Origin of the sequence: Glycomyces harbinensis (assembly GCF_900101745.1) — a bacterium.
GTDB classification, from domain to species: Bacteria; Actinomycetota; Actinomycetes; order Mycobacteriales; family Micromonosporaceae; genus Glycomyces; species Glycomyces harbinensis.
The window spans coordinates 23,867-42,848 of the sequence record NZ_FNAD01000025.1; the positions used below are offsets into that span (position 1 = coordinate 23,867).

18 protein-coding genes are annotated in these 18,982 nt (G+C 71.3%); 5 read left to right on the forward strand and 13 right to left on the reverse strand.

Going from position 1 to position 18,982, the window contains the following annotated elements; all coding sequences use genetic code 11:
• The first annotated feature begins 25 nt into the window (after nucleotides 1-25).
• Nucleotides 26-331, forward strand: coding sequence for a 30S ribosomal protein S14 (gene rpsN, locus BLQ63_RS26390; RefSeq protein WP_091040531.1), 306 nt, complete (start codon nucleotides 26-28; stop codon nucleotides 329-331).
• A gap of 189 nt (nucleotides 332-520) precedes the next feature.
• The gene (locus BLQ63_RS26395) at nucleotides 521-715 is read left to right on the forward strand and encodes a hypothetical protein (RefSeq protein WP_091040532.1); all 195 of its coding nucleotides are present in this window, start codon (nucleotides 521-523) and stop codon (nucleotides 713-715) included.
• A 39-nt stretch (nucleotides 716-754) separates the two neighbouring features.
• Here the strand turns inward: BLQ63_RS26395 and BLQ63_RS26400 are convergent, their stop codons facing one another.
• On the reverse strand, nucleotides 755-1,927 hold the full coding sequence (locus BLQ63_RS26400) for a hypothetical protein (protein ID WP_091040533.1): 1,173 nt from the start codon (nucleotides 1,925-1,927) through the stop codon (nucleotides 755-757).
• A 222-nt stretch (nucleotides 1,928-2,149) separates the two neighbouring features.
• Here BLQ63_RS26400 and BLQ63_RS26405 point away from each other — a divergent pair, with 222 nt between their 5' ends.
• Nucleotides 2,150-2,983, forward strand: coding sequence for a hypothetical protein (locus tag BLQ63_RS26405; RefSeq protein WP_091040534.1), 834 nt, complete (start codon nucleotides 2,150-2,152; stop codon nucleotides 2,981-2,983).
• A gap of 112 nt (nucleotides 2,984-3,095) precedes the next feature.
• Here BLQ63_RS26405 and BLQ63_RS26410 read toward each other — a convergent pair whose 3' ends face one another.
• The 3 genes from BLQ63_RS26410 to BLQ63_RS26420 all read right to left on the reverse strand — a co-directional run bounded on the left by BLQ63_RS26410 (nucleotide 3,096) and on the right by BLQ63_RS26420 (nucleotide 9,587).
• Nucleotides 3,096-4,469, reverse strand: coding sequence for a glycine--tRNA ligase (locus BLQ63_RS26410; RefSeq protein ID WP_091040535.1), 1,374 nt, complete (start codon nucleotides 4,467-4,469; stop codon nucleotides 3,096-3,098).
• Between the two features lie 234 nt (nucleotides 4,470-4,703).
• Complete coding sequence (locus tag BLQ63_RS26415; RefSeq protein ID WP_091040536.1) at nucleotides 4,704-7,619, reverse strand: hypothetical protein; 2,916 nt, start codon at nucleotides 7,617-7,619, stop codon at nucleotides 4,704-4,706.
• A 93-nt stretch (nucleotides 7,620-7,712) separates the two neighbouring features.
• A complete protein-coding gene (locus BLQ63_RS26420) occupies nucleotides 7,713-9,587 on the reverse strand; it encodes an HSP90 family protein (protein WP_091040560.1) in 1,875 nt (624 codons plus the stop codon).
• Between the two features lie 169 nt (nucleotides 9,588-9,756).
• Here BLQ63_RS26420 and BLQ63_RS26425 point away from each other — a divergent pair, with 169 nt between their 5' ends.
• On the forward strand, nucleotides 9,757-11,073 hold the full coding sequence (locus BLQ63_RS26425) for a hypothetical protein (protein ID WP_091040537.1): 1,317 nt from the start codon (nucleotides 9,757-9,759) through the stop codon (nucleotides 11,071-11,073).
• Between the two features lie 34 nt (nucleotides 11,074-11,107).
• On the forward strand, nucleotides 11,108-11,992 hold the full coding sequence (locus BLQ63_RS26430; protein WP_143015108.1) for a hypothetical protein: 885 nt from the start codon (nucleotides 11,108-11,110) through the stop codon (nucleotides 11,990-11,992).
• Between the two features lie 7 nt (nucleotides 11,993-11,999).
• On the opposite strand, the gene BLQ63_RS26435 is transcribed toward BLQ63_RS26430, so the two are convergent.
• From BLQ63_RS26435 to BLQ63_RS26475, 9 genes are all read right to left on the reverse strand, one after another.
• Nucleotides 12,000-12,980, reverse strand: coding sequence for a hypothetical protein (locus tag BLQ63_RS26435; protein WP_143015109.1), 981 nt, complete (start codon nucleotides 12,978-12,980; stop codon nucleotides 12,000-12,002).
• Nucleotides 12,977-13,351: a hypothetical protein gene (locus BLQ63_RS26440; RefSeq protein WP_091040540.1), complete on the reverse strand. Its 375-nt coding sequence runs from the start codon at nucleotides 13,349-13,351 to the stop codon at nucleotides 12,977-12,979. The genes BLQ63_RS26435 and BLQ63_RS26440 overlap by 4 nt, the downstream gene beginning before the upstream one ends.
• Nucleotides 13,352-13,376: 25 nt before the next feature.
• Nucleotides 13,377-13,760, reverse strand: a complete 384-nt coding sequence (locus BLQ63_RS26445) for a transcriptional repressor (RefSeq protein WP_091040561.1) — start codon at nucleotides 13,758-13,760, stop codon at nucleotides 13,377-13,379.
• 26 nt (nucleotides 13,761-13,786) lie between these two features.
• Nucleotides 13,787-14,104 carry an ArsR/SmtB family transcription factor gene (locus BLQ63_RS26450; RefSeq protein WP_218125522.1) on the reverse strand — a complete coding sequence of 106 codons (318 nt, stop codon included), beginning with the start codon at nucleotides 14,102-14,104 and terminating at the stop codon, nucleotides 13,787-13,789.
• A 53-nt stretch (nucleotides 14,105-14,157) separates the two neighbouring features.
• On the reverse strand, nucleotides 14,158-15,054 hold the full coding sequence (locus BLQ63_RS26455; RefSeq protein ID WP_091040542.1) for a metal ABC transporter permease: 897 nt from the start codon (nucleotides 15,052-15,054) through the stop codon (nucleotides 14,158-14,160).
• Nucleotides 15,051-15,812, reverse strand: coding sequence for a metal ABC transporter ATP-binding protein (locus BLQ63_RS26460; RefSeq protein ID WP_091040543.1), 762 nt, complete (start codon nucleotides 15,810-15,812; stop codon nucleotides 15,051-15,053). The genes BLQ63_RS26455 and BLQ63_RS26460 overlap by 4 nt, the downstream gene beginning before the upstream one ends.
• Before the next feature lie 15 nt (nucleotides 15,813-15,827).
• A complete protein-coding gene (locus tag BLQ63_RS26465; protein WP_218125523.1) occupies nucleotides 15,828-16,859 on the reverse strand; it encodes a metal ABC transporter substrate-binding protein in 1,032 nt (343 codons plus the stop codon).
• Nucleotides 16,860-17,180: 321 nt separating this feature from the next.
• Nucleotides 17,181-17,894: a TIGR03943 family putative permease subunit gene (locus BLQ63_RS26470; RefSeq protein ID WP_091040545.1), complete on the reverse strand. Its 714-nt coding sequence runs from the start codon at nucleotides 17,892-17,894 to the stop codon at nucleotides 17,181-17,183.
• Nucleotides 17,891-18,910, reverse strand: a complete 1,020-nt coding sequence (locus BLQ63_RS26475; protein WP_091040546.1) for a permease — start codon at nucleotides 18,908-18,910, stop codon at nucleotides 17,891-17,893. The genes BLQ63_RS26470 and BLQ63_RS26475 overlap by 4 nt, the downstream gene beginning before the upstream one ends.
• Between the last annotated feature and the right edge of the window lie 72 nt (nucleotides 18,911-18,982).

Here is an 18,982-nt window from a genome sequence, read left to right on the forward strand (position 1 = left end):
ATGAGCCCAGCAGGGAGGAGCGCTGATGGCTAAGCAGAGTGCGATCGCCAAGCAGGCGCGGCGCGTGGTCCTCGTGGAGCGGTACCGGGGGCGCCGGGCCGAGCTCAAGCGGCTCATCGCGCATCCGGACACCGATCCCGGGGCGCGCGCGGAGGCGGTGCGGCGGCTCCAGCGGCTGCCGCGCGACTCCTCCCCCTCGCGGCTGCGCAACCGGGACGCCGTGGACGGCCGCGCGCGTGGTTTCAACCGAAAATTCGGACTGTCGCGTATCCGACTCAGGGAGATGGCGCATCGGGGCGAATTGCCCGGTGTGCGTAAAGCGTCCTGGTAGGAGCCTCACTCAAATCGGGCAGAGAACGCGCCTGACCTGCGTCCCCCTGCGACCCTTTGGCATGAAACCGTTATGTGCGCGTCGCAGGGGGACGCTAATCTGGGCCTTGCGAGTGCGCTGTGAGACTACTCTCAATCCCGAACCATGAGAGCGTCTCGTGCGTTGAACTCCATGAGCGAAAAGGGAGTTATGACAGCGATGGTCCAGCAATTGGAGACCGCCCCGTCCGAAGCGAGTGAGCCCGCCGAGGTCGCGGCCGACGTGCCCGCCAGCCCCGCGTCCCTGTGGACGTCGGAGAGCCGGGCCCACTACTCCATCACGCACGTCGAGCCGGGCGACGCCCGAGCCTGGATCGACTGCGACTGCGTCATCCACGGCGACTAGCGGTCCGAAGCTGCGACTCCCCGGGCTCCGGGGCGTGCTTCAGCCGACCTCCACCAGCGAGCGGCACTGCTCGTCCACGCCGTCCGGGCCCTCGCCGATCGTGACGCCGCCCTCGAAGTCGAGGTCCGCGGTCAAGCCGTCGGTCCAGATGGGACAGCTCACCGTCGCCAGGCGGGCCTGCCCGCCCTCGACGATCACCACCTGCGCGCGGGCCTCGCCGGGCACGGTCGCCACGACCGTGAAGCCCTCCCCCTCCTCGTACCACCACCACTGGACCTGCACCTGCGGGTAGGCCGTGATCTCCCAGGCCCCGCCGGGAGCGAGCGCCACGTCGCGGTCCGGGTCGGCCGGGAGCGTGAACGGGCAGAGCTCGAGCGAGGGCTCGGCCGCGCACCCGTCGAAGTGCGCGCGCAGCGCCGCCTCGACGGCCGCCTGGCCCTCCTCCGTCGCGTGCATCCAGGGGACCGGCAGCCAGGGGTCGGCGTACTCCTCGCCGAACATGGTGAACTGGGTTCCGAGCGCCAAGATCCGAGGTTCGGTGTCGGGTTCCAATGTGGACGGCAGGTCGGGGTAGAACCGGTAGACGCCGGGCAGCAGCATGACCTCCACGAAACCCGTTTCGCGGTCGACCGGGACGGTGACGCCGTTGATGGCGAGATGGTCGAAGGCCGCGTAGGCGTCCGCCGTCATGAGCGCGTTCTCGATCTCGGCCCGGCCGTTCTCGAGCCCGACCCGGTAGCGGTAGCCGGCCCGGGTGCCGTCCTCGGCCTCGATCTCGGCGTACACCAGGGCGACGGCGGCGCCGGCGACCCGGTTCTCGGAGTACTCGACCTGCGCGACCTTGACGATGCGCCAGGAGTCGTCCAGGGCCTCGGGCACCATGAAATCGCCGACGGGTTCGTCGAGGTTCGTATAGGACATGGCCGCGTCCACGTCGCCGTCGTGGACGGCCTCCAGGTATGCGGCGACGGTCTTCTCGGCGAGCGGCCGGCTGAGCGGGGAGACCTTCACCAGGGCCACGGCCGCGGCCACCAGCGTGATCACTATGGCGGCGTAGGCGAGCAGGACGTTCTCGCGACCGGGCGGGAGGCCGAGCCAGGGGCGGCGCGGCGTCGGGGGCGGCGGTTCACCGGGGTCCGGGAACGCGTCGACGGCACCGAGGTCGATCGAGATCTCGGCGTCCCATCGATCCGGTGCGGGGGCTCCGGACACCTTGTCTCCAGCCGTCGGACTGCTACCGTTGACCACCAAAGTGTAGCGTTCTCAGGTTGGACTGCGATGCCTTCGACCAGGTGGAAAAGGAGCGGCGCGACCGGACGAAAGAGCCGCGCGGTCGGGCGGAGGAGCCGCGCGACCCGATGGATCGGCGGCGCGGTCGGGCGGAGGAGCGGCGCGACCGGTCGGATCAAGGACGGCGCGCAGGCGTTGCGGCGCATGGCGACCCGTGTCCACCGGCGCGCCGAGCCGATGCCGCGGCTGCCGTTCGCGGTCGCGCTCGCCGTGGCGGTCGTGGCACTCGTCGTCGCCCTGGAGTTCAGCCCGCCGTCGGAACAGGCCGCGGCGGAGGTCGACGAGCGCCCCTCGAACTCACCGGAGGTCCAGTACGACACCGGGTACACCGAGGAGGAGGTCGCGCTCGAGATCGTCGAGTTCGGCATCAGCAAGGTCGTGGTCAACGACCTGGAACGGCTCATCATCGGCGCCGTGGTGCGCAACCCGTACGACCGGGACCTGAGCGCCGGGGCGCTGTCGCTCACCGCCGAGAGCGAGCGCGGCGACCCGGTCCGCATCGAGGATTTCTACATCGGCACGATCCCGCCCGAGACCAGCATGAACATCGGCTTCGTCGCCTCCGGCGGCGGCGAGCTCCCGGTGGAGAGGTTCGAGCTGAAGGCGATCGAACCGTCCTTTCTGTACAGCACCACCGGTGGCTTCGGCGAGGGCATGGTGGCGGCGCCGACGCTGCCGGAGGTGACGCTCCTGGAGACCGAGCCGCTGCTCAGTCCCGACGGCTACCGGCTGCGGTACCAGGTGGACGCGGTCGAGGCGACCGACGTCCAGATCTCGGTCCTGTTCCGCGACGGCGAAGGCCGGCTCCTCGGCGGGATACCGGCGGGCGCCGAGCCGTTCAGCCGGTTCCACGACGGCTGGTCCGCGAGCTACCTGCCCGTGGAGGCGGGACGCACGCTCCAGCACGTCGACATCCCCACGGCCTGGATACCGGAAGGGGCCGACCCCGATCGGTTCGAGGTCGGCCCCAGCGCCTGACCCGGGCGAAGCCGCCCGGTGGTCGCAGAGCTGTTCAGTTTTAGAGCTGTTCTGTCTCAGAGCTCTTCAGTCTCAGAGCAGTTCAGTTTCAGAACAGTTCAGCCTTCCAGGCTTACAGCCTTTCGAGGAGGAACTGCTCGACCTGGTCGATCGCGACGCGCTGCTGCTGCATCGTGTCGCGGTCGCGGATCGTCACGGCCTGGTCTTCGAGGGTGTCGAAGTCGACGGTGATGCAGTACGGCGTGCCGATCTCGTCGGCGCGGCGGTAGCGGCGCCCGATCGCGCCCGCGTCGTCGAAGTCGACGTTCCAGCGCTTGCGCAGCCGCGCCGCCAGGTCCTTCGCCTTCGGCGACAGGTCCTCGTTGCGGCTCAGCGGCAGCACCGCGGCCTTGACCGGCGCCAGGCGCGGGTCGAAGCGGAGCACCGTGCGCTTGTCCACGCCGCCCTTGGTGTTCGGGGCCTCGTCGACGTCGTAGGCCTCCAGGAGGAAGGCCAGCACCGAGCGGGTCAGGCCCGCCGCGGGCTCGATGACGTACGGGGTCCAGCGCTCGCCCTTGGCCTGGTCGAAGTACGACAGGTCCGCGCCCGAGTGCTTCGAGTGGGTCGACAGGTCGAAGTCGGTCCGGTTGGCCACGCCCTCGAGCTCGCCGAACTCGCTGCCGGCGAAGTTGAACCGGTACTCGATGTCGACGGTGCGCTTGGAGTAGTGGGAGAGCTTCTCCTGCGGGTGCTCGTAGCGGCGCAGGTTCTCGACCTTCAGGCCCAGGTCGACGTACCAGTCCCAGCGCTGCTGGAGCCAGTACTCGTGCCACTCCTCGTCCGTGCCCGGCTCGACGAAGAACTCCATCTCCATCTGCTCGAACTCGCGGGTGCGGAAGATGAAGTTGCCCGGCGTGATCTCGTTGCGGAACGACTTGCCGGTCTGGGCGATGCCGAACGGGGGCTTGCGCCGCGAGGAGGTCATGACGTTCGTGAAGTTCACGAAGATGCCCTGCGCGGTCTCGGGACGCAGGTAGTGCACGTTCTCGGAGTCCTCGGTGGCGCCGAGGAAGGTCTTCATGAGGCCGTTGAACATGCGCGGCTCGGTGAAGGAGCCGCGGGCGCCGCAGTGCGGGCACGCGAGGTCGGCCAGGCCGTTCTCGGGGGCGGTGCCGTGCTTCTCCTCGTACGCCTCCACGAGGTGGTCGGCGCGGAAGCGCTTGTGGCACGACTGGCACTCGGTGAGCGGGTCGGTGAACTCCTCGATGTGGCCGCTGGCGACCCACACCTGCGGGTTGAGGACCACGGCGGAGTCGAGGCCGACCACGTCGTCGCGCTCGCGGACCATCGCGTTCCACCACTCGCGGCGGATGTTCTCCTTCAGCTCGACACCGAGCGGGCCGTAGTCCCAAGCAGAGCGGGTGCCTCCGTAAATCTCCGAACTGGGGAAGACGAAGCCGCGGCGTTTGGACAGGCTGATGAGCGCTTCGGTGCGATCTTGGGACACGATGATTCCTCTCGATCCGGCTGGCGGTCGGTGAGACTGCGAATAAGTTTCTCAGTTGAGAACCCCTGAACAGATTGTTCAGCCGGCGGCATACCCGGTCAATCCAGTTTCAGTGCTGTCTTGACGCTCGGGGCGCACTCGAAGTGCGGTCCGCCAGTGGGCAAGCCTACCTCGCAGTAGGCGCTCCTCCGCTGCCGCCCCGCTCGGCGGGCCGCCCGCCCCGGCCGTCCCCGATCAGCTCTGGCTCTGCTGCCGCAGATCCGCCAGATGCTGCTCGAAACCCTCCCTGGCCTCGGCGAAGACGGGGGCCGCGGTCCACACCAGGGCCTCCTCCCCCACCTCGATCGCGCCCTGCGCGTCACCGAGCTCCGACAGGAGCCACATCATCTGGTGCGCCGTCAGACTCGCCCGCTCCAGCAGCAGGGGCCCGTCCCGGAAGACCGCCAGGGCCCGGCGCTGGAGGTCCAGCACCGGCTCGGCCTCGTCGCGGTGCAGGCCCGGCGCCCCGGCCTGGGACTCCAGGAACTGGAACGTCAACTGGGCGTGCTGGCGGTAGGTCTCACCGAGCTCGAACCGGGCGGCCTCCTGCGCCGGCGCCGCCAGGTCCGGGTCGGTGCGCGCCGCGTGCAGCCGGGCCGCGATCTGCGCCATCGTCTGCAAGCCCTCGCCGAACGCCGTGTCCCCCATGATCGTGCGCAGCAGCCAGGCGCGGGCCCGGCTGACGCGCGTCCACGCGGTCAGATCGCCCGTGGCGTCGGCGACCTCCACGGCCCTCGTGTAGACCTCCAGCGCGTGGTCGTGCTCGCCGAGCTTCTCCAGCAGCTCCCCCGTGAGGAACAGCGCCTCGGAGTACAGGCCCGCCAGGTGGCGGTCCTCCCCCGCGGCCTCCAGGAGCGCCAGGGCCGCCAGCCCGTGCTCGACGCCCTGGCGGGTGTCGCCCAGCTTGTCGTAGGACTCCGCGAGGTTGTACCGCACGTTGCACACCCGCCACAGGTCCTGGTCCGGCAGATCCGTGAGCGCGGCCTCCAGGAGCGGGACGGCCTCGGCGCGGCGCTCCTGCTCGATGAGCGCGGCGCCCATCAGGTGGCGGGCCACGGCGGCGGGCACGGTCATCCCCGCGGCGTCGCAGTGGACCGACGCGGCCAGCGCGTGCGCGTGGGTCGCCTCGTGGTCGCCCGAGCGCATCGAGAACTCCGCGGCCTGGAGGTGCAGCTTCGCGGCGATCGTGTGGCTCGGCTCGTCCCCGAGGGCCTCCAGGCCCGACAACGTCGTGGCGAACGCCCGCTCGATGTCGCCGGCGAGGCTCACCTGGTCGGCGAGTTCGGCGCAGGCCCGGGCGACGGCCCAGCCCGCCTCGGCCGCGCGCGCGACCTCGAGTTCGGCGGTGAGCAGAGCGGTCTTGGCGTCCGCGTCGCGTTCGAGGCGGGCGCGCAGGTCCAAAAGGTCGCAGCGGCGGATGAGCGCGTAGCGGCGGTCGGGGAACGCCGCGAGTTCGCCGTCGAGGACGCGGGCCCGCTCGTCCAAGTCCGGGGGCATCGAGCCGGGATCGCCTTGGGCGGCAAGGTATTCGGCCCTCATCGCGAGGACTTGGGCGGTGTGGAAGCTGCGGTCGTCGATGCGCTGCTCGGCGCGCAGTGCGCGGGCGGCGGCCGCGACGCGGGCCGCCCCGGCGCGGGTCTCGTCCGGCGCGGCCTCGGCGCGGTGGATGAGCAGGAACGCCTCGGCGACGAGGGCCCGGCCGGGCTGCCCCGCCTCGCCGAACAGGTCCACGGCGCGGCGCAGGCCCTCCAGGACCGCGTCGGGGTCGTCGGCCTGGGCCGACTCGGCGTGGGCGATCTCGGCGCGGTGCTCGGGGATCAGCTCGATGCCGAGGGCCGCGGCGATCGCGCCGACCTTCAGCCAGGCCTTCCACGTGTCCGGGGAGCAGTCGTCGTAGGCGGCGTACGCGGCGTCGATCGCGGCGTCCAGGTCGGGGCCCTCGACCGGACCCTCGACGAGGTCCGCGGTGAGGACGTCGACGGCGGGGGCCGGGCGGACCTCCTTGAGGCCCAGGTGGACCTTCTGCTCGTACGGGGTGGAGTCGACGACGCACCCGGACATGGTCGAGTGGTGGTCGTTGCCGTTGCGGGCGTCGAAGCGGGCGCAGACCGCCGCGCGCTGGGCCTCGGCCCACTCGTGCAGCGAGGACGCGGTCCACTCGCCGCCGCCGGGGCCGGGCACCGAGGCGTCGGCGAAGCCGAGGGCCTTGAGGCGGCGGCAGGTCAGGACGGCGACCTCGAGGAGGCGCTGGCGGTCGCGGACGCCGAGGTCGAGGTCGAAGAAGCCCGCGTGCTCGGCGAGGATCTCGACGGCGCGGTGCTCGTTGCCGGTGAGGGCGCAGAACTCGACGTGGAGGGCGATCATGGGGACCATGTCCTCCTTGCCCTTGCACATCTGGTAGCCGCGCAGGTGGTTGGCGCGGGCCTCGTCGATGCGGCCGAGTTCGACCAGGGGCAGGAGGGACAGGGCGAGCCCGTAGTGGGGTTCGTGGGCGCACGTGTGCTCGCCTGCGAGGACGGGCTCGAGCATCTCCATGGCGGCGTCGGCCGAGTCCTCCTCGGCGTAGAACACGATGGTGGCCAGGGAGGTGTACTGGCAGGCGGTGCAGTCGGACATCTCGTCCTCCTCGGCCTCGCCGAGGGCCTCGATGGCGCGGGCGACCCGGTCGTAGTCGCCGATGTGGTACGCGAGCTGCATCTCGTAGGCGGCGGGCGCGTGCATGGAGTAGCCGGCCTCGCGGTATCGGCGGCGCATCTCCTCCAGCCAGTGCTCGATGGATTCGAGGGGCACGTCGGGCTGCTCGATCATCTTGTCGACGATCCACTTGAACGTCCAGTACAGGGACCGGGTGAGGTAGGCGTCGAAGTGCTCGGGCTGGTTGTCGAAGCCGCGCAGGAGGCGCGCGAAGGGGACGAGGATGCGCGTGGAGTCGCGGGAGAACTCGTAGGCGTCGACCAGGCCGCTGAGCGCGTAGTTCGTGAGCTCGGGGTCCCCGACCGCGTCGGCGGCCTCGACCGCCCGCTCCAGGGCCGCGACCTTCGCTTCACTGGCCTCTTCGAAGCGCGCCTCGTTGAGCAGCCGCCAGATCTCGTCGGGGTCGGGAGTGGCCATACCTGTCACTAGTCCTTCGTGATGGGTTCCAGGAATGATGGGTTCCGGGAGCTCGGTGGAGGCTGCTCGTTTCCCGCCGAGGTGCGGCAGCCGTCAATCGGTTCGGGTGACGTGCTCCAGCAGGTTCATGAAGGAGCGGTTGAGCAGTGCGGTGTCGGTGCTGCGGAGCGGGCGGCGGCTCATCAGGAGCGCCTGGCCGTAGAGCGATTCGACGGCCGTGCCGGCGAGGTCGGGGTCGCCGATGGCGCTGACGCGGCGGACGGTGGGGTTGCGGTGGTTGAGGACGAGCTGGGCGCGGGGCGCGTGCTGCTTGATGGAGGCGAGGATGCCGCCCCACAGGTCGTCGGCCTGCACTTCGGCTTCGGCCCGCTGGCGTTCGCGGCGGGCCTCGCGGTCGTCCAGGAGCAGCGCGGGCACCGAGACGGGGTTGAACTCGCGCATGACGACGTCCACGTCCACCGCGTCGAGGCGGGCGCGGGCGGCGTTGAGGAAGGCCTGGATGCCCAGTTCGGTGCGGGTGTCGAGGGGGTCCAGGCTGGCCGAGATGACCCCGGGTTGGAGCGACTCGACCTTGATCTGCGGGTCCATGCGCGGCAGGGCCTGGACGAGTTCGGCGTCGTAGGTGTAGCCGCCGTTGACCACGCCGATGCCCTGGGCGGCGGCGATCTGGGCGACCTGCCGGTACTCGTCGACGGTGGCGGCGAGGTAGATCGGCTTGTAGGCGCGGGCGAACTCGGGGAGGCTGGTGTGCCCGGCGGTGGTCTCGAAGCGCAGCCACGGCAGCATCGCCGAGAGCAGTTCGGCGTCGTGGCGGGCGAGGGCCTTGACGCCGAGTTCGTGGACGGCGAGGAACGCCTCCAGGCGGTCGGGGTCCGCGGAGGCGAGGCGGGAGATCCACTCGCGGATCTGCGCGCCGATGGCGTCGCGGGCGACGGCGAGGGCCTCGTCGTCGTAGAGCGATTCGCGGGAGGCGGTGGGGCGCAGGGAGTCCGTGTCGACCACGCAGCGCACGAAGAACGCCCACTCGGGGACCAGGTTGTCGGCCGTCTCGGTCAGGAGCATCCGCTTGAGGTGGACGCGGTGGGCCGGCCGGGCCGAGGGCGAGGTCGCGTGGGGCAGGACGAACGCGACGCCCTTGATGCCCGACAGGGGCACGTCCAGGTCGATGACGTCGAGCGGCGGGAAGCCCATGACGCTCTCGCAGTAGGTGTTCAGCGCGAGCCGGCGCGCGGTGGGGGTCGGGTGCGCCCGTTCCCACACCGGGGGCGTGTCGGTGATGCGGACCGGGGCGCCGTCGCCTTCGACGGTGACCCGCACCGGCAGGAGCGAGCCGTACTCGCGGGCGAGCTCGGCGACCTTCTCGGGCTTGAGCCAGTCCTCGCCCGGGCGGGAGACCAGCTCGACGGTGGTGCCCGCCCGCGGGTGCTCGTCCAGGGGCACCTCGACCACGGTGTAGGAGCCGTCGTCGCAGGCGGTCCAGCGCACCGCGCCGGCTTCGGGGTCCTTCGCGGAGCGGGAGGTCACGGTGATGACCGAGGCGACGGTGAAGCACGCGAGCAGGCCGATCCCGAACTGGCCCAGGAAGTCCCGCCGGGCGCCCTCGATCTCCTCGTCGCGCTTGGAGGACCCGCCGATGGTCGCCAGGAGCTGGTGCACCTCCGCGACCGTCAGGCCCACACCGGGATCGGTGATGCGCAGGCGCTTGCCGTCGGCGACGATCCGGACTTCGGGCGCCTCCTCCGCGAAGGCGGGGTCGACGGCGCGGCGGGCCGTGACGGCGTCCACGGCGTTCTGGAGCAGCTCGCGGACGTAGACCTTCGGCGACGAGTACAGGTGGTGGGACAACAGGTCCACCAGGCCGCGCAAGTCCACTTGGAAGGTATGGGAAGTGGGCGTTGTCTCAGACACGGCGCGTCCTGCTTCGATCGGAGGTCGTTCAGCGTCAGTCAGACTAGCAAACCGCCGCATCCCGGGATCGCGCGAAAAGGCGCAGTGGAGCGTGGCTTCGACCGGACCCATTGCCGCCCTTCACACTTCGTGACGACACGTCTGCGGCGCGCGGGCGACCCCTAGAGGCCGCCCAGGTCGGGTAAGGTGGCCGCTACCGATCATCACGACATGCGAGGAATGCGCCCCCATGACCTTCCCGCCCCCGCCCCCGGACCGCATGCACCTCCAGTACCAGCCTGTTCCGGTGCAGCAGCCGCAGCAGATGGGGCCGGGAGGCGCGTACGGGCCGATGCGCCAGGACCCCGGCCAGCCCGTCCCCGGGCAGCTCCCGCCCCCGTCGATGACGGCGGCGAAACCCGGCACGATCACCGGCGTCCAGGTGATCCTGTGGATCTTCCTGGCGCTCGGCTCGCTCGGGAACCTCGCCTCGATCATCAGCATGGTCGACATGTTCAACCCGTTCCAGCTGATCGGCCTGGGCTTCGCCGCGTACTCCACGATCCAGGCGCTCCTGAGCGGCGTGCACATCGCGCGCGGCAAGCGCTGGGCGTGGATCTGGACGCTCGTCAGCGCGATCCTCGGCCTGCTCATGAGCGCCGCCGCGATCGTCTTCGGCGTCATCTACGTCGACAACGGCGGCTGGGTCACGCTCCTGGTCGGCATCGCCCTCGCCGCCCTCTACGGCACGCTCCTGGGGCTCCTGTGCTCCAAGTCCGCTCGCCAGTGGATCCTCATGCACCGCATCCAAAGGGGCGAAGTACAGCTCCCGGGCGGCATGGGCCCGGACGGCGCGGTGCAGGGCGGCACGGCACAGGGAGGCATGGTGCAGGGTTCGGCGCCGCAGCGGCCCGAGACCAAGCCCGGCACCGTGAACTTCGCGATCGTGGTGCTCGGACTGCTCGTCCTGGCGACCGGCTGGAGCCTCTACGCCAACGTCACCACGCTGATTGCGATGAACCGGGCCGGCGTGCCGACGGGCATCGAGTACATGGCCATGGGATACGGCGCGTTCATCGTCGTCGTCAGCATCTCGGTCCTCGCGCCGATCCTGGTGTGCGCGCTGATCGCGGCCCTCGGCCTCAACAAGGGCAGGTTCGGCGCCCGCGTCTTCACCATCATCTGGACCTCGGTCCTGGTGCTGCCCTGGGGATTCCTGGTCTTCGGCCAGGTCATGGACTACCTCCGGTACGCCGACGCGATCCCGCCGCCGGACCGGAGCTCCTGGACGATCGCCGTCGCCCGCGGCGTCGCGATCGTCGTGCTCCTGGTCGTCGCGTTCATCGCGGTCCTGCTGCCGGGCGTGCGCGCCTGGACGCCGGGGAAGCCCGCGACCGCGCTGGTCGTCATGGTTCCGATGGGGCAGCCGCAGCCCGGACCGTACGGACAGCAGCAGGCGCCGCAATACGGAGGGCCGCAGGGCTCGCATTACGGTGGGCCGCAAGGTCAGCAGGCCCCACAACAGCAAGGCCCCGCGCAGCAGCCGCCGTACCCGCCGCAATACTGAACCCGACACCGCCGCCGACCCCTGAGAGCGCAACTTGTCGTACCGTGCAACGCAACCGCCCGCTCCCGATCTCCGCGCCGCGGCGCCCGCAGGGCCGGGCGGCGCGTACGGTCCGGTCCTGAACGGGCTGGTCCCGTCCGCGCTGGGTCAGCTCGACATGAAGATGGCCAAGCCCCGCAGCATCAGCGGGATCCAGGTGCTCCTGGCGGTGTTCGCGTTCGTCGCCACCGGCGCCGACCTGTACATGGCCTTCGTGATGGCCCAGGACTTCAGCCCGCTGAGCCTGCTCGGCCTGGCGTACGCGCTCTACACGACGGTCCAGTCGCTCATCACGCCGATCCAACTCAAGCTCGGCAAGCGCTGGGCGTGGATCTGGGGCTTCGTCACGGCCTCGGTGGGCGTGGTCGTGGCGCTCGGCACCACGATGGTCGGCATGGTCTCCTTCGACGCGCGACCGCTGCCGGTCCTGCTCGGGCTGGCGATCGCCGCCCTCTACGGGGCCGTCCTGGCGCTGCTGCTGTCGAAGTCGACGCGCCGGTGGATGCTCGTGCAGCGCATGCGCAGAGGCGAGGTTCCGGGGCCCGCGGTGCAGACCGCGCCGTTCGTCCCGCAGCAGTCCGCGGCGCCGTTCGTTCCGGCGCAGGTCGAGCCTCAGGTTCCGGCCGCGCCGCCCGCGACTCCGCCTACTCCTGCGGCACCTCCCGCGGCTCCCGCCGCGCCTCCGGCCGGGCCTCCGCAGCGGCCCGCTGGTCCGCCCGTGCCGCAGCAGAGGCCGCCGCTGCGAGGTCCCGTGGGGCCGCAGGGGCCGCCGAACCTGCATCTGCCGTACTGCCCGCCGCAGCCGCCGCACGGCGCGCCCGGGCATCGCCACTACGCCGCGCCGCCCGCCGCAGGGCAGCGGAGGTCCCAGGGCCGCTGAACGGGGTTCAGCCCGAGACCGAGCGCCAGCCGCAGATGTTCGTGTCGAGCGCCTCGGCGGACTGGTCGACCTCGACGGTGAGCGCGATCGAGGAGCCGTCGGCGAGTTCGACCTCGACCTCCGTGGCCTCGACCGACATCGGCTGCACCTCGGCGGTGTCGGCGTCCCAGGACTCCCATTCGCCGGTGTAGTCCTCGACGGGCCGTTCCCTGAGGTCGTCGCAGAGCATCGCGTAGGCCGAGTCCCAGTCCTCGTCGGCGACTTCGGCGATGAAGTCCTCGGCGGTGGACTCCATCTTGTCGAGGACCGAGTTCGTGAACGTCGTGAACGCGACGACCACCGCGATGACGACGGTGGCGACCAAGGCGACGCCGCCGCCGATGCCGAACGCGAGCTTCATCGCGAGGCGGCCGCCGTTGACGTCGGTGGGCGGGGCCGCGAACGGGACCGGGACGCCCGAAGGGGGCGGCGGCGGGGCCGAGGGCACCGGCGGCGGCTCGACCTCCTTGGTGGTCGGCGGCAGCGCGAGCGTCTGGTCGGTCGGAGATTCAAGCGCGGCCGACGGGACGGAGGCGGCGTCGGCCGGTTCGGGCACCGACGGCTCGGGTTCGAGCGGGATCGGCGCGGCGCCGGGATCCGGGGCGACCTGCGCGGGCGCGGCGGGTTCGGCGACCGCTTCGACGTGCGCGCGGGGGTCGGACGGGACCTGCTCGGGCGCGGCCTCGCCGCGGCCGGGCTCGGGGATCGGCTCGGCGTACGAGTGCGAGGGCGGTTCGGCCTCGACGGACGCGAACGCCTGGGAGTCCGGATGCTGGTCGACCTGCGGGTCGACCCGGGGTTCGGGACTCGGCGGCGCGTCGTGCGGGGACGCCGCGGAGTTCGGGGGCGCCGTCGGGTTCAGGGGCTCCGCCGGGTTCACGGGCGCTGCCGGGGGTTCTGGACGCGGCTGCTCCGGCGGTGCGGCGTCGGGGTTCGGCCGGTCGGTCATCTGGCGGCCTCCCGGCGGGCCTCGTCGGGGTCGGCGGTGCGGTCGGAGTCGGTGCGCACGGGCTCGGCGCCCGGTTCGCACTCGGCGAGGACCTCGAAGCCGGAGGCCTCGGGGAGCGCGCGGGAGAGCAGCGGGGTCGCCATCTTCACCTGGAAGTTCGAGAGCGCCCGGCGGTAGGAGCCGACGCCGTTCCACTCGGTCCAGAGCATCCAGGCGGTGTCGTCGCCGTCGCTGAAGTCGTCGACGGCGCGCCCGAGTCCCCCGCGGAGGTAGCCGTCGCAGGAGGCGAGCGCGCCGAGGGCGCCCTCGGCGTCGCGCGAGAAGGTGTCCGCCTCGCCTTCGCTTACGGCGAAACGATATACAACCAGCACGGTCCTCACCCTACTTGGCATTGAACTACTGTGCGCAGTCGGCGCACAGGCCGTGGAGTTCGAGCGTGTGCCCGACCTCGGTGAACCCGTGCTCGGCGGCGACCTTGTTGGTCCAGCGCTCGACGGTCGGCCCGGCCACCTCCACGGTCTTGCCGCACGAACGGCACACCAGGTGGTGGTGGTGCTCCTCGGCGGAGCAGAGCCGGTAGAGGTGGTCGCCGCCCGGCAGGCGCATGACGTCGACGATGTCGGCCTCGGCGAACGCCTGGAGGGTGCGGTAGACCGTGGTCAGGCCGATCTTGGACCCGGCGTCGCGCAGAATCGCGTGGAGGTCCTGCGCCGAGCGGAAGGCCTCGTCGTGTTCGAGCAGCTCGAGGATCGCGGTCCGCTGCTTGGTGGACCTGGCCATGTTGTCGGCCGGGGGCTTCGTGGCCACTAGCGTTCCTCTCGGGCGTGGTGGACGGCGTCGGTGACGATGTGCGCGATGTGGTCGTCGATGAGCGAGTAGGAGATCTCCCGCCCCGATCGGGTGCCGCGCACGATACCCGCCCCGCGCAGCACCCGCAAATGCTGGGAGACCAGGGGCTGCGTGACGCCCAGGGTCTCCACTATCTGGTGGACGTACTTGGGTCCGGCGGCCAGCTCCATCACGATGGCGATCCGCAGCGGCGCGGCCAGCGCGCGCAGCAGCTCCCCGGCCGCTTCGTAGTCGGCTGGGGTGGACTCTTCGGCTCGCTCGGTCTCGGTCCGCACCTGGCAAAAATATCTCGTCGCCGGGCCGTCGGGGGTTCCAGGTGCCGCAGAGGTCATGCTTTCGCGGGGAGCTCGACCTCGAGAGGCTCCCCTTCGGGCGGCAGGTGGCCGCGTCGGGTGCGCCGCAGGCGCCGCACAGCGGCCGCCGCGAGCGCGGTGGCGACGAAGGCGGCGACGCCGATGAGCACGATCGTGGACCCGGGCGGGACGTCCTTCACGGCCGAGGCGAGGACGCCGGTGCCGGCGATGAGGAGGCCGGCGCCCATCGCGGCGAACATGGTGGCCTTGAACGAGCGCGTGAACTGCTGGACCGTGACGACGGGGATCACCAGGAGGGCGCTGACCAGGAGCAGGCCGACCGCGCGCATGGACACCGAGACGGTGACGGCGGTGGTGACGAGCAGGAGCAGGTTCAGGGCGCCGACGGGGAGGCCGGAGACGCGGGCGTACTGCTCGTCGGCGCAGATCGCGGTGAGCCAGGGCCGGAGCACGAGCATGAGGACGGCGACGACCGCGCCGCCGATCACGATGGTCCAGACTTCGGACCAGCCGGCGGTCAGGAGCGAGCCGAACAGGTACTGCTGGAGGTTCGCGACGCCCTTGTCGGAGGCGATGCCGGTGAGGTAGACGCCGCCGGCGATGCCACCGTAGAACATCATGGCGAGCGCGACGTCGCCGGAGGTCTTGGAGTGGCTGCGCAGCAGCTCCATGACGATCGAGGCGGCGACGGTGACGGCGAGCGTCGTCCACAGGGGGGCGGTGCCGGTGAGGAAGCCGATGGCGACGCCGGTCAAGGCGATGTGGCCGAGGCCGTCGCCGATGAGCGCGAGGCGCTTCTGGACGAGGAAGACGCCGACGGAGGGCGCGCACAGGCCCACCACGAGCGCGCTGATGAGGGCGCGCTGCATGAACTCGTACTCGAAGTAGCCGAAGACCTGCTCGAGGTTCATTTGCCGCCCCAGAAGTCCTCGGCCGTCTGGCCGTTCGAATGCGGATGCGAATGCTGGTGGCCGGGGTCGGCGTGCTCGCCGACGGGGCGCGGGGGCTCGCCGTCGTGGACGACCCTGCCGTCGGCGAGGACCACGGCGCGGTCGAGGCGGTCGGTGAGGGGGCCGAGTTCGTGGGTGACGAGGAGGACGGCGCATCCGGCGTCGATGCGGTCGGCGACGACCGCGGCGAGCGCGGCCTGGGTCTCGGCGTCGACGCCGACGGTGGGCTCGTCCATGATGAGCAGTTCGGGGTCGGTGGCGAGGGCGCGGGCGATGAGCACGCGCTGCTGCTGGCCGCCCGAGAGCGTGTCGACGGAGCAGTGGGCGTGGTCGGCGAGGCCGACCTCGTCGAGGCTGCGGGCGACGGCGTCGCGGTCGGCGCGGCGCGAGGGCATGCCGAGGAGGCGGTGGGCGAGGCGTCCCTGGGAGACGACTTCGGCGGCGGTGGAGGGGACGCCGGAGGCGGCGCCGGTGCGCTGGGGGACGTAGCCGACGCGCTTCCAGTCGCGGAAGCGCTTCTGGGCGGTGCCGAACAGCTCGATGGTCCCGCCGGCGAGCGGGACGAGGCCGGCGACCGCCTTGATCAGCGTGGACTTCCCGGAGCCGTTGGCGCCCATGAGGGCCACGGCCTCGCCGGGCGCGACGGCGAGGTCGACGCCGCGTACGACGGCGCGACCGCCGTAGGAGACGGTCGCGCCGTGGACGTTGAGAACGGGCATGGGGGCAATGCTGCCTTACGCCGCGCCGAGGGCGGTCTGCAACGCGGCGAGGTTCTCGCGCATCACAGTGAAGTAGTCGGCGTCGGCGTCGGTCTGCTCGGCGGTGAGGCCTTCGAGCGGGTTGAGGACGGCGGTGTCGGCGCCGGTCTCGGCCGCGAGGGTGTCGGCGATGTCGGGCGAGACGAGGGTCTCGAAGAAGATCGTGCTGATGCCGTTGGTCTCGACGTATTCGGCGACCTCGGCCATGCGCTGGGTGTCGGGCTCCTGGTCGGGGCTCAGGCCGGAGATGGCGACCTGGGTGAGGCCGTAGCGGTCGGCGAGGTAGCCGAAGGCGGCGTGGGAGGTGACGATGGCGTCGCTGGTGCGGCCGGCGAGGGCGTCGGTGAACTCGGCGTCGAGTTCGGTGAGGTCGGCGGCGAAGGCTTCGGCGGCGGCGGTGTAGTCGTCGGCGTTGGTCTCGTCGATGCCGGCCAGGCCGTCGCCGATGGCGGTGCCGATCTGGGCGTAGCGGGTCGGGTCGAGCCAGATGTGGGGGTCGACGCCTTCGAGCTCGTCGGCGTGCTCGTGCTCCTCTTCGCCCTCTTCCTCGGCGTGGGACTCGGTCTCTTCCTCGGAGTGCGACTCCTCTTCGGCGTGCTCGTCCGCGTGCTCCTCCTCGGCGTGGTCGTCCTCGAAGACCTGGGTGGAGTCGTAGCCGATGGTCTCGACGGCGGTGGCGACGTCGAGGGACTTGTCGGGGGCGTACTGCTCGATGGCGGCGTCGAGTTCGGGGATGAAGTCCTTGAGGTAGACGACGTAGTCGGCCTCTTCGATGGCGGCGATGTCGGAGGGGGAGAGCTCGAGGTCGTGGGGCTCCTGGCCGGCGGGGGTGAGGTTGGTGACCGTGACGTTGCCGTCGCCGACCTGCTCGGTGGCGTAGGCGAGGGGGTAGAAGGCGGCGACGACGTTGATCTCGCCGTCGTCGGCGCTGTCGCCGCCGCAGGCGGCGAGGGTGCCGGCCGCGACGAGGCCGGCGATGGGCAGGAGGAAGAGACTGGAACGGCGCATCATTGAACCTTGCCCAGTCATGACAATCATTGTCAACAGCTAATATGAGCGTTCGTGCAGGAATGATCGACCGTGAGCTGGGGAAACGCCTGGGCGCGGGCGCTTCGGCCGCGCAGGGTAAATGATCGGTATCACGTTCGATATCGCGCGAACGGGTGAATTCCGGGCACGGGGTGCGCCGAGGGGCGGGTTCTTGTCGGACCCGCAAGGGAAGGTTGCGGCTACCTTTCCCCCGGGTGGGTGGGGGTTAGGGATGGTCTGTGGGGAACGCGAACGTTCAGAGCGCCTGCGGTCGCCGGCCACCGGTCCCACCGGTCGCCGCTACTGGTACTCGTTGTCCGGGGTCGGGATGCCCGTGATCGACTCGACCTCGATGTAGGGCACCAGCTCGCCGTTGATCTCGTCGCGGCCCTGGCGCGGCGTGTACTCGCCGATCACCTCGACCCACTGGTCCGGCTCCAGGCCGGCCGGGATCTCACCGTCGAAGCCGATCTTCACCGGCCGCGCGTCAGCCGCGCAGCACGAGACGACCATGCGCGCCAGCTGCGGCTCGTCCCCGTCGTAGAGGATGAACCCGCGCAGCTGGATGCGGTGGCCCTCCAGGGTGTGACCGTCGTCGAAGATCGCCCGCGCCGCGTAGTCGAGCAGCGTCAGCGGCACCGGGTCCACGTCGTCGGGCAGGTCGGGGTACGTCGACCGGTCCTCCTCCGCGCCGACCACCGTGCCGGTCCGCTCGGCCTCGTAGGAGCCGAGGGCGTCGGGCGCGACCAGGAGCATGCCGACCACCGGCGCGAGCAGCAGCCACGCGACCTTCGGATCGCCGTGGCCGTGGCCGTCGTCGTCGTCGGCCTCCCGCCGGTCGCGCCAGGCCTGCCAGCCGGTGATCGCGGCGACCACCAGCAGGATCGCCCCGGCCGGGAGGATCAGCCAGAACGCGTACGGCTTCACGTAGTTGAGGTAGTCGCCCGTGGCGGCCAGCCGGAGCATGCCCCCGCCGACCAGGAGCAGGATGATCGCCTGCGCGTCGCGCCTCACAGCCAGATCACTCCCATCAGGACGCTCGCGGCCACGGCCGTGCAGAACACGGCGGGCGCGAAGCGGGCCGCGAACCGGCGGCCGAAGGTCCCGGCCTGCATGGCCGCGAGTTTCACGTCGATGAACGGGCCGACCACCATGAACGCCAGCTTCGCCGTCGGCGAGAACTGGGTGAGCGACGCCGCCACGAACGCGTCCGACTCCGAGCAGATCGACACCAGCACCGCCAGGACCGCCAGCGCGAGCACCCCGAGCACGGGATGGTCGGCGATCGGGGCGAGCCACCGCTCGGGCACGAGCGTGTTGAGGCTCGCGGCGATGGCGGCGCCGATGACGAGGTAGCCGCCCGCGTGGAGGAAGTCGTGGCGGATCGCGGCCCAGAACGCGGCCCACTTGCCGCCGTCGTGGTGGCGGTGGGCGGGGAGCTTGAGCCATTCGGTCTTGCCGAGGCGCGCCCACAGCCACCCGATGGTGACGGCGGCGAGGAGCGAGGCGCAGACGCGCGCGGCGACCATCTGCGGGTCGTTCGGGAAGGCCACGAAGGTCGAGACCACGACGATCGGGTTGATCGCGGGCGAGGCGAGCATGAAGGTGAACGCGGCGGCGGGGGCGACGCCGCGGCGCACGAGGGCGCCGGCGACGGGCACGGACGCGCACTCGCAGGCGGGCAGGACCGCGCCGCTGACGGCGGCGACGGGGACGGCGAGCGCGGTGCGCTTGGGGACGACCTTGTGGAAGAAGCCGGCGGGCACGAACGCGGCGATGGCCGCGGAGAGGGCGACGCCGAGGACGAGGAAGGGGAAGGCCTGGACGCAGACGGCGACGAAGCGGGCGGCCCACGCCTGGGCGGCGGGGGCGGCGAACAGCTCGGTGAGTCCGGGGCGGGCGGTGAGGCCGAAGACGAGGAGGAGCGCGAGCGCCTCGAGCGAGGTCGGTCCGCGGCGGCGTCTCGGGGCGGGGGGTGCGGGGGTCTCGCGGCTGGCGAGGTCGGCGCTCACATTGCCATTGTGCGGCATGGACGCCGGTGGATGCCTCCCCGGCTCGCCCACCTCGGCCGTTGAGAGAGGTTCGCACTTACTACGCTTGCC

Coding starts and splice junctions, on each gene's coding strand:
- BLQ63_RS26425 (WP_091040537.1), top strand. CDS start 9,757: ATGACCTTCCCGCCCCCGCCCCCGGACCGCATGCACCTCCAGTACCAG.
- rpsN (WP_091040531.1), top strand. CDS start 26: ATGGCTAAGCAGAGTGCGATCGCCAAGCAGGCGCGGCGCGTGGTCCTC.
- BLQ63_RS26435 (WP_143015109.1), bottom strand. CDS start 12,980: ATGACCGACCGGCCGAACCCCGACGCCGCACCGCCGGAGCAGCCGCGT.
- BLQ63_RS26405 (WP_091040534.1), top strand. CDS start 2,150: ATGGCGACCCGTGTCCACCGGCGCGCCGAGCCGATGCCGCGGCTGCCG.
- BLQ63_RS26395 (WP_091040532.1), top strand. CDS start 521: ATGACAGCGATGGTCCAGCAATTGGAGACCGCCCCGTCCGAAGCGAGT.
- BLQ63_RS26465 (WP_218125523.1), bottom strand. CDS start 16,859: ATGCGCCGTTCCAGTCTCTTCCTCCTGCCCATCGCCGGCCTCGTCGCG.
- BLQ63_RS26455 (WP_091040542.1), bottom strand. CDS start 15,054: ATGAACCTCGAGCAGGTCTTCGGCTACTTCGAGTACGAGTTCATGCAG.
- BLQ63_RS26415 (WP_091040536.1), bottom strand. CDS start 7,619: ATGGCCACTCCCGACCCCGACGAGATCTGGCGGCTGCTCAACGAGGCG.
- BLQ63_RS26475 (WP_091040546.1), bottom strand. CDS start 18,910: ATGCCGCACAATGGCAATGTGAGCGCCGACCTCGCCAGCCGCGAGACC.
- BLQ63_RS26460 (WP_091040543.1), bottom strand. CDS start 15,812: ATGCCCGTTCTCAACGTCCACGGCGCGACCGTCTCCTACGGCGGTCGC.
- BLQ63_RS26445 (WP_091040561.1), bottom strand. CDS start 13,760: ATGGCCAGGTCCACCAAGCAGCGGACCGCGATCCTCGAGCTGCTCGAA.
- BLQ63_RS26420 (WP_091040560.1), bottom strand. CDS start 9,587: ATGCGGCGGTTTGCTAGTCTGACTGACGCTGAACGACCTCCGATCGAA.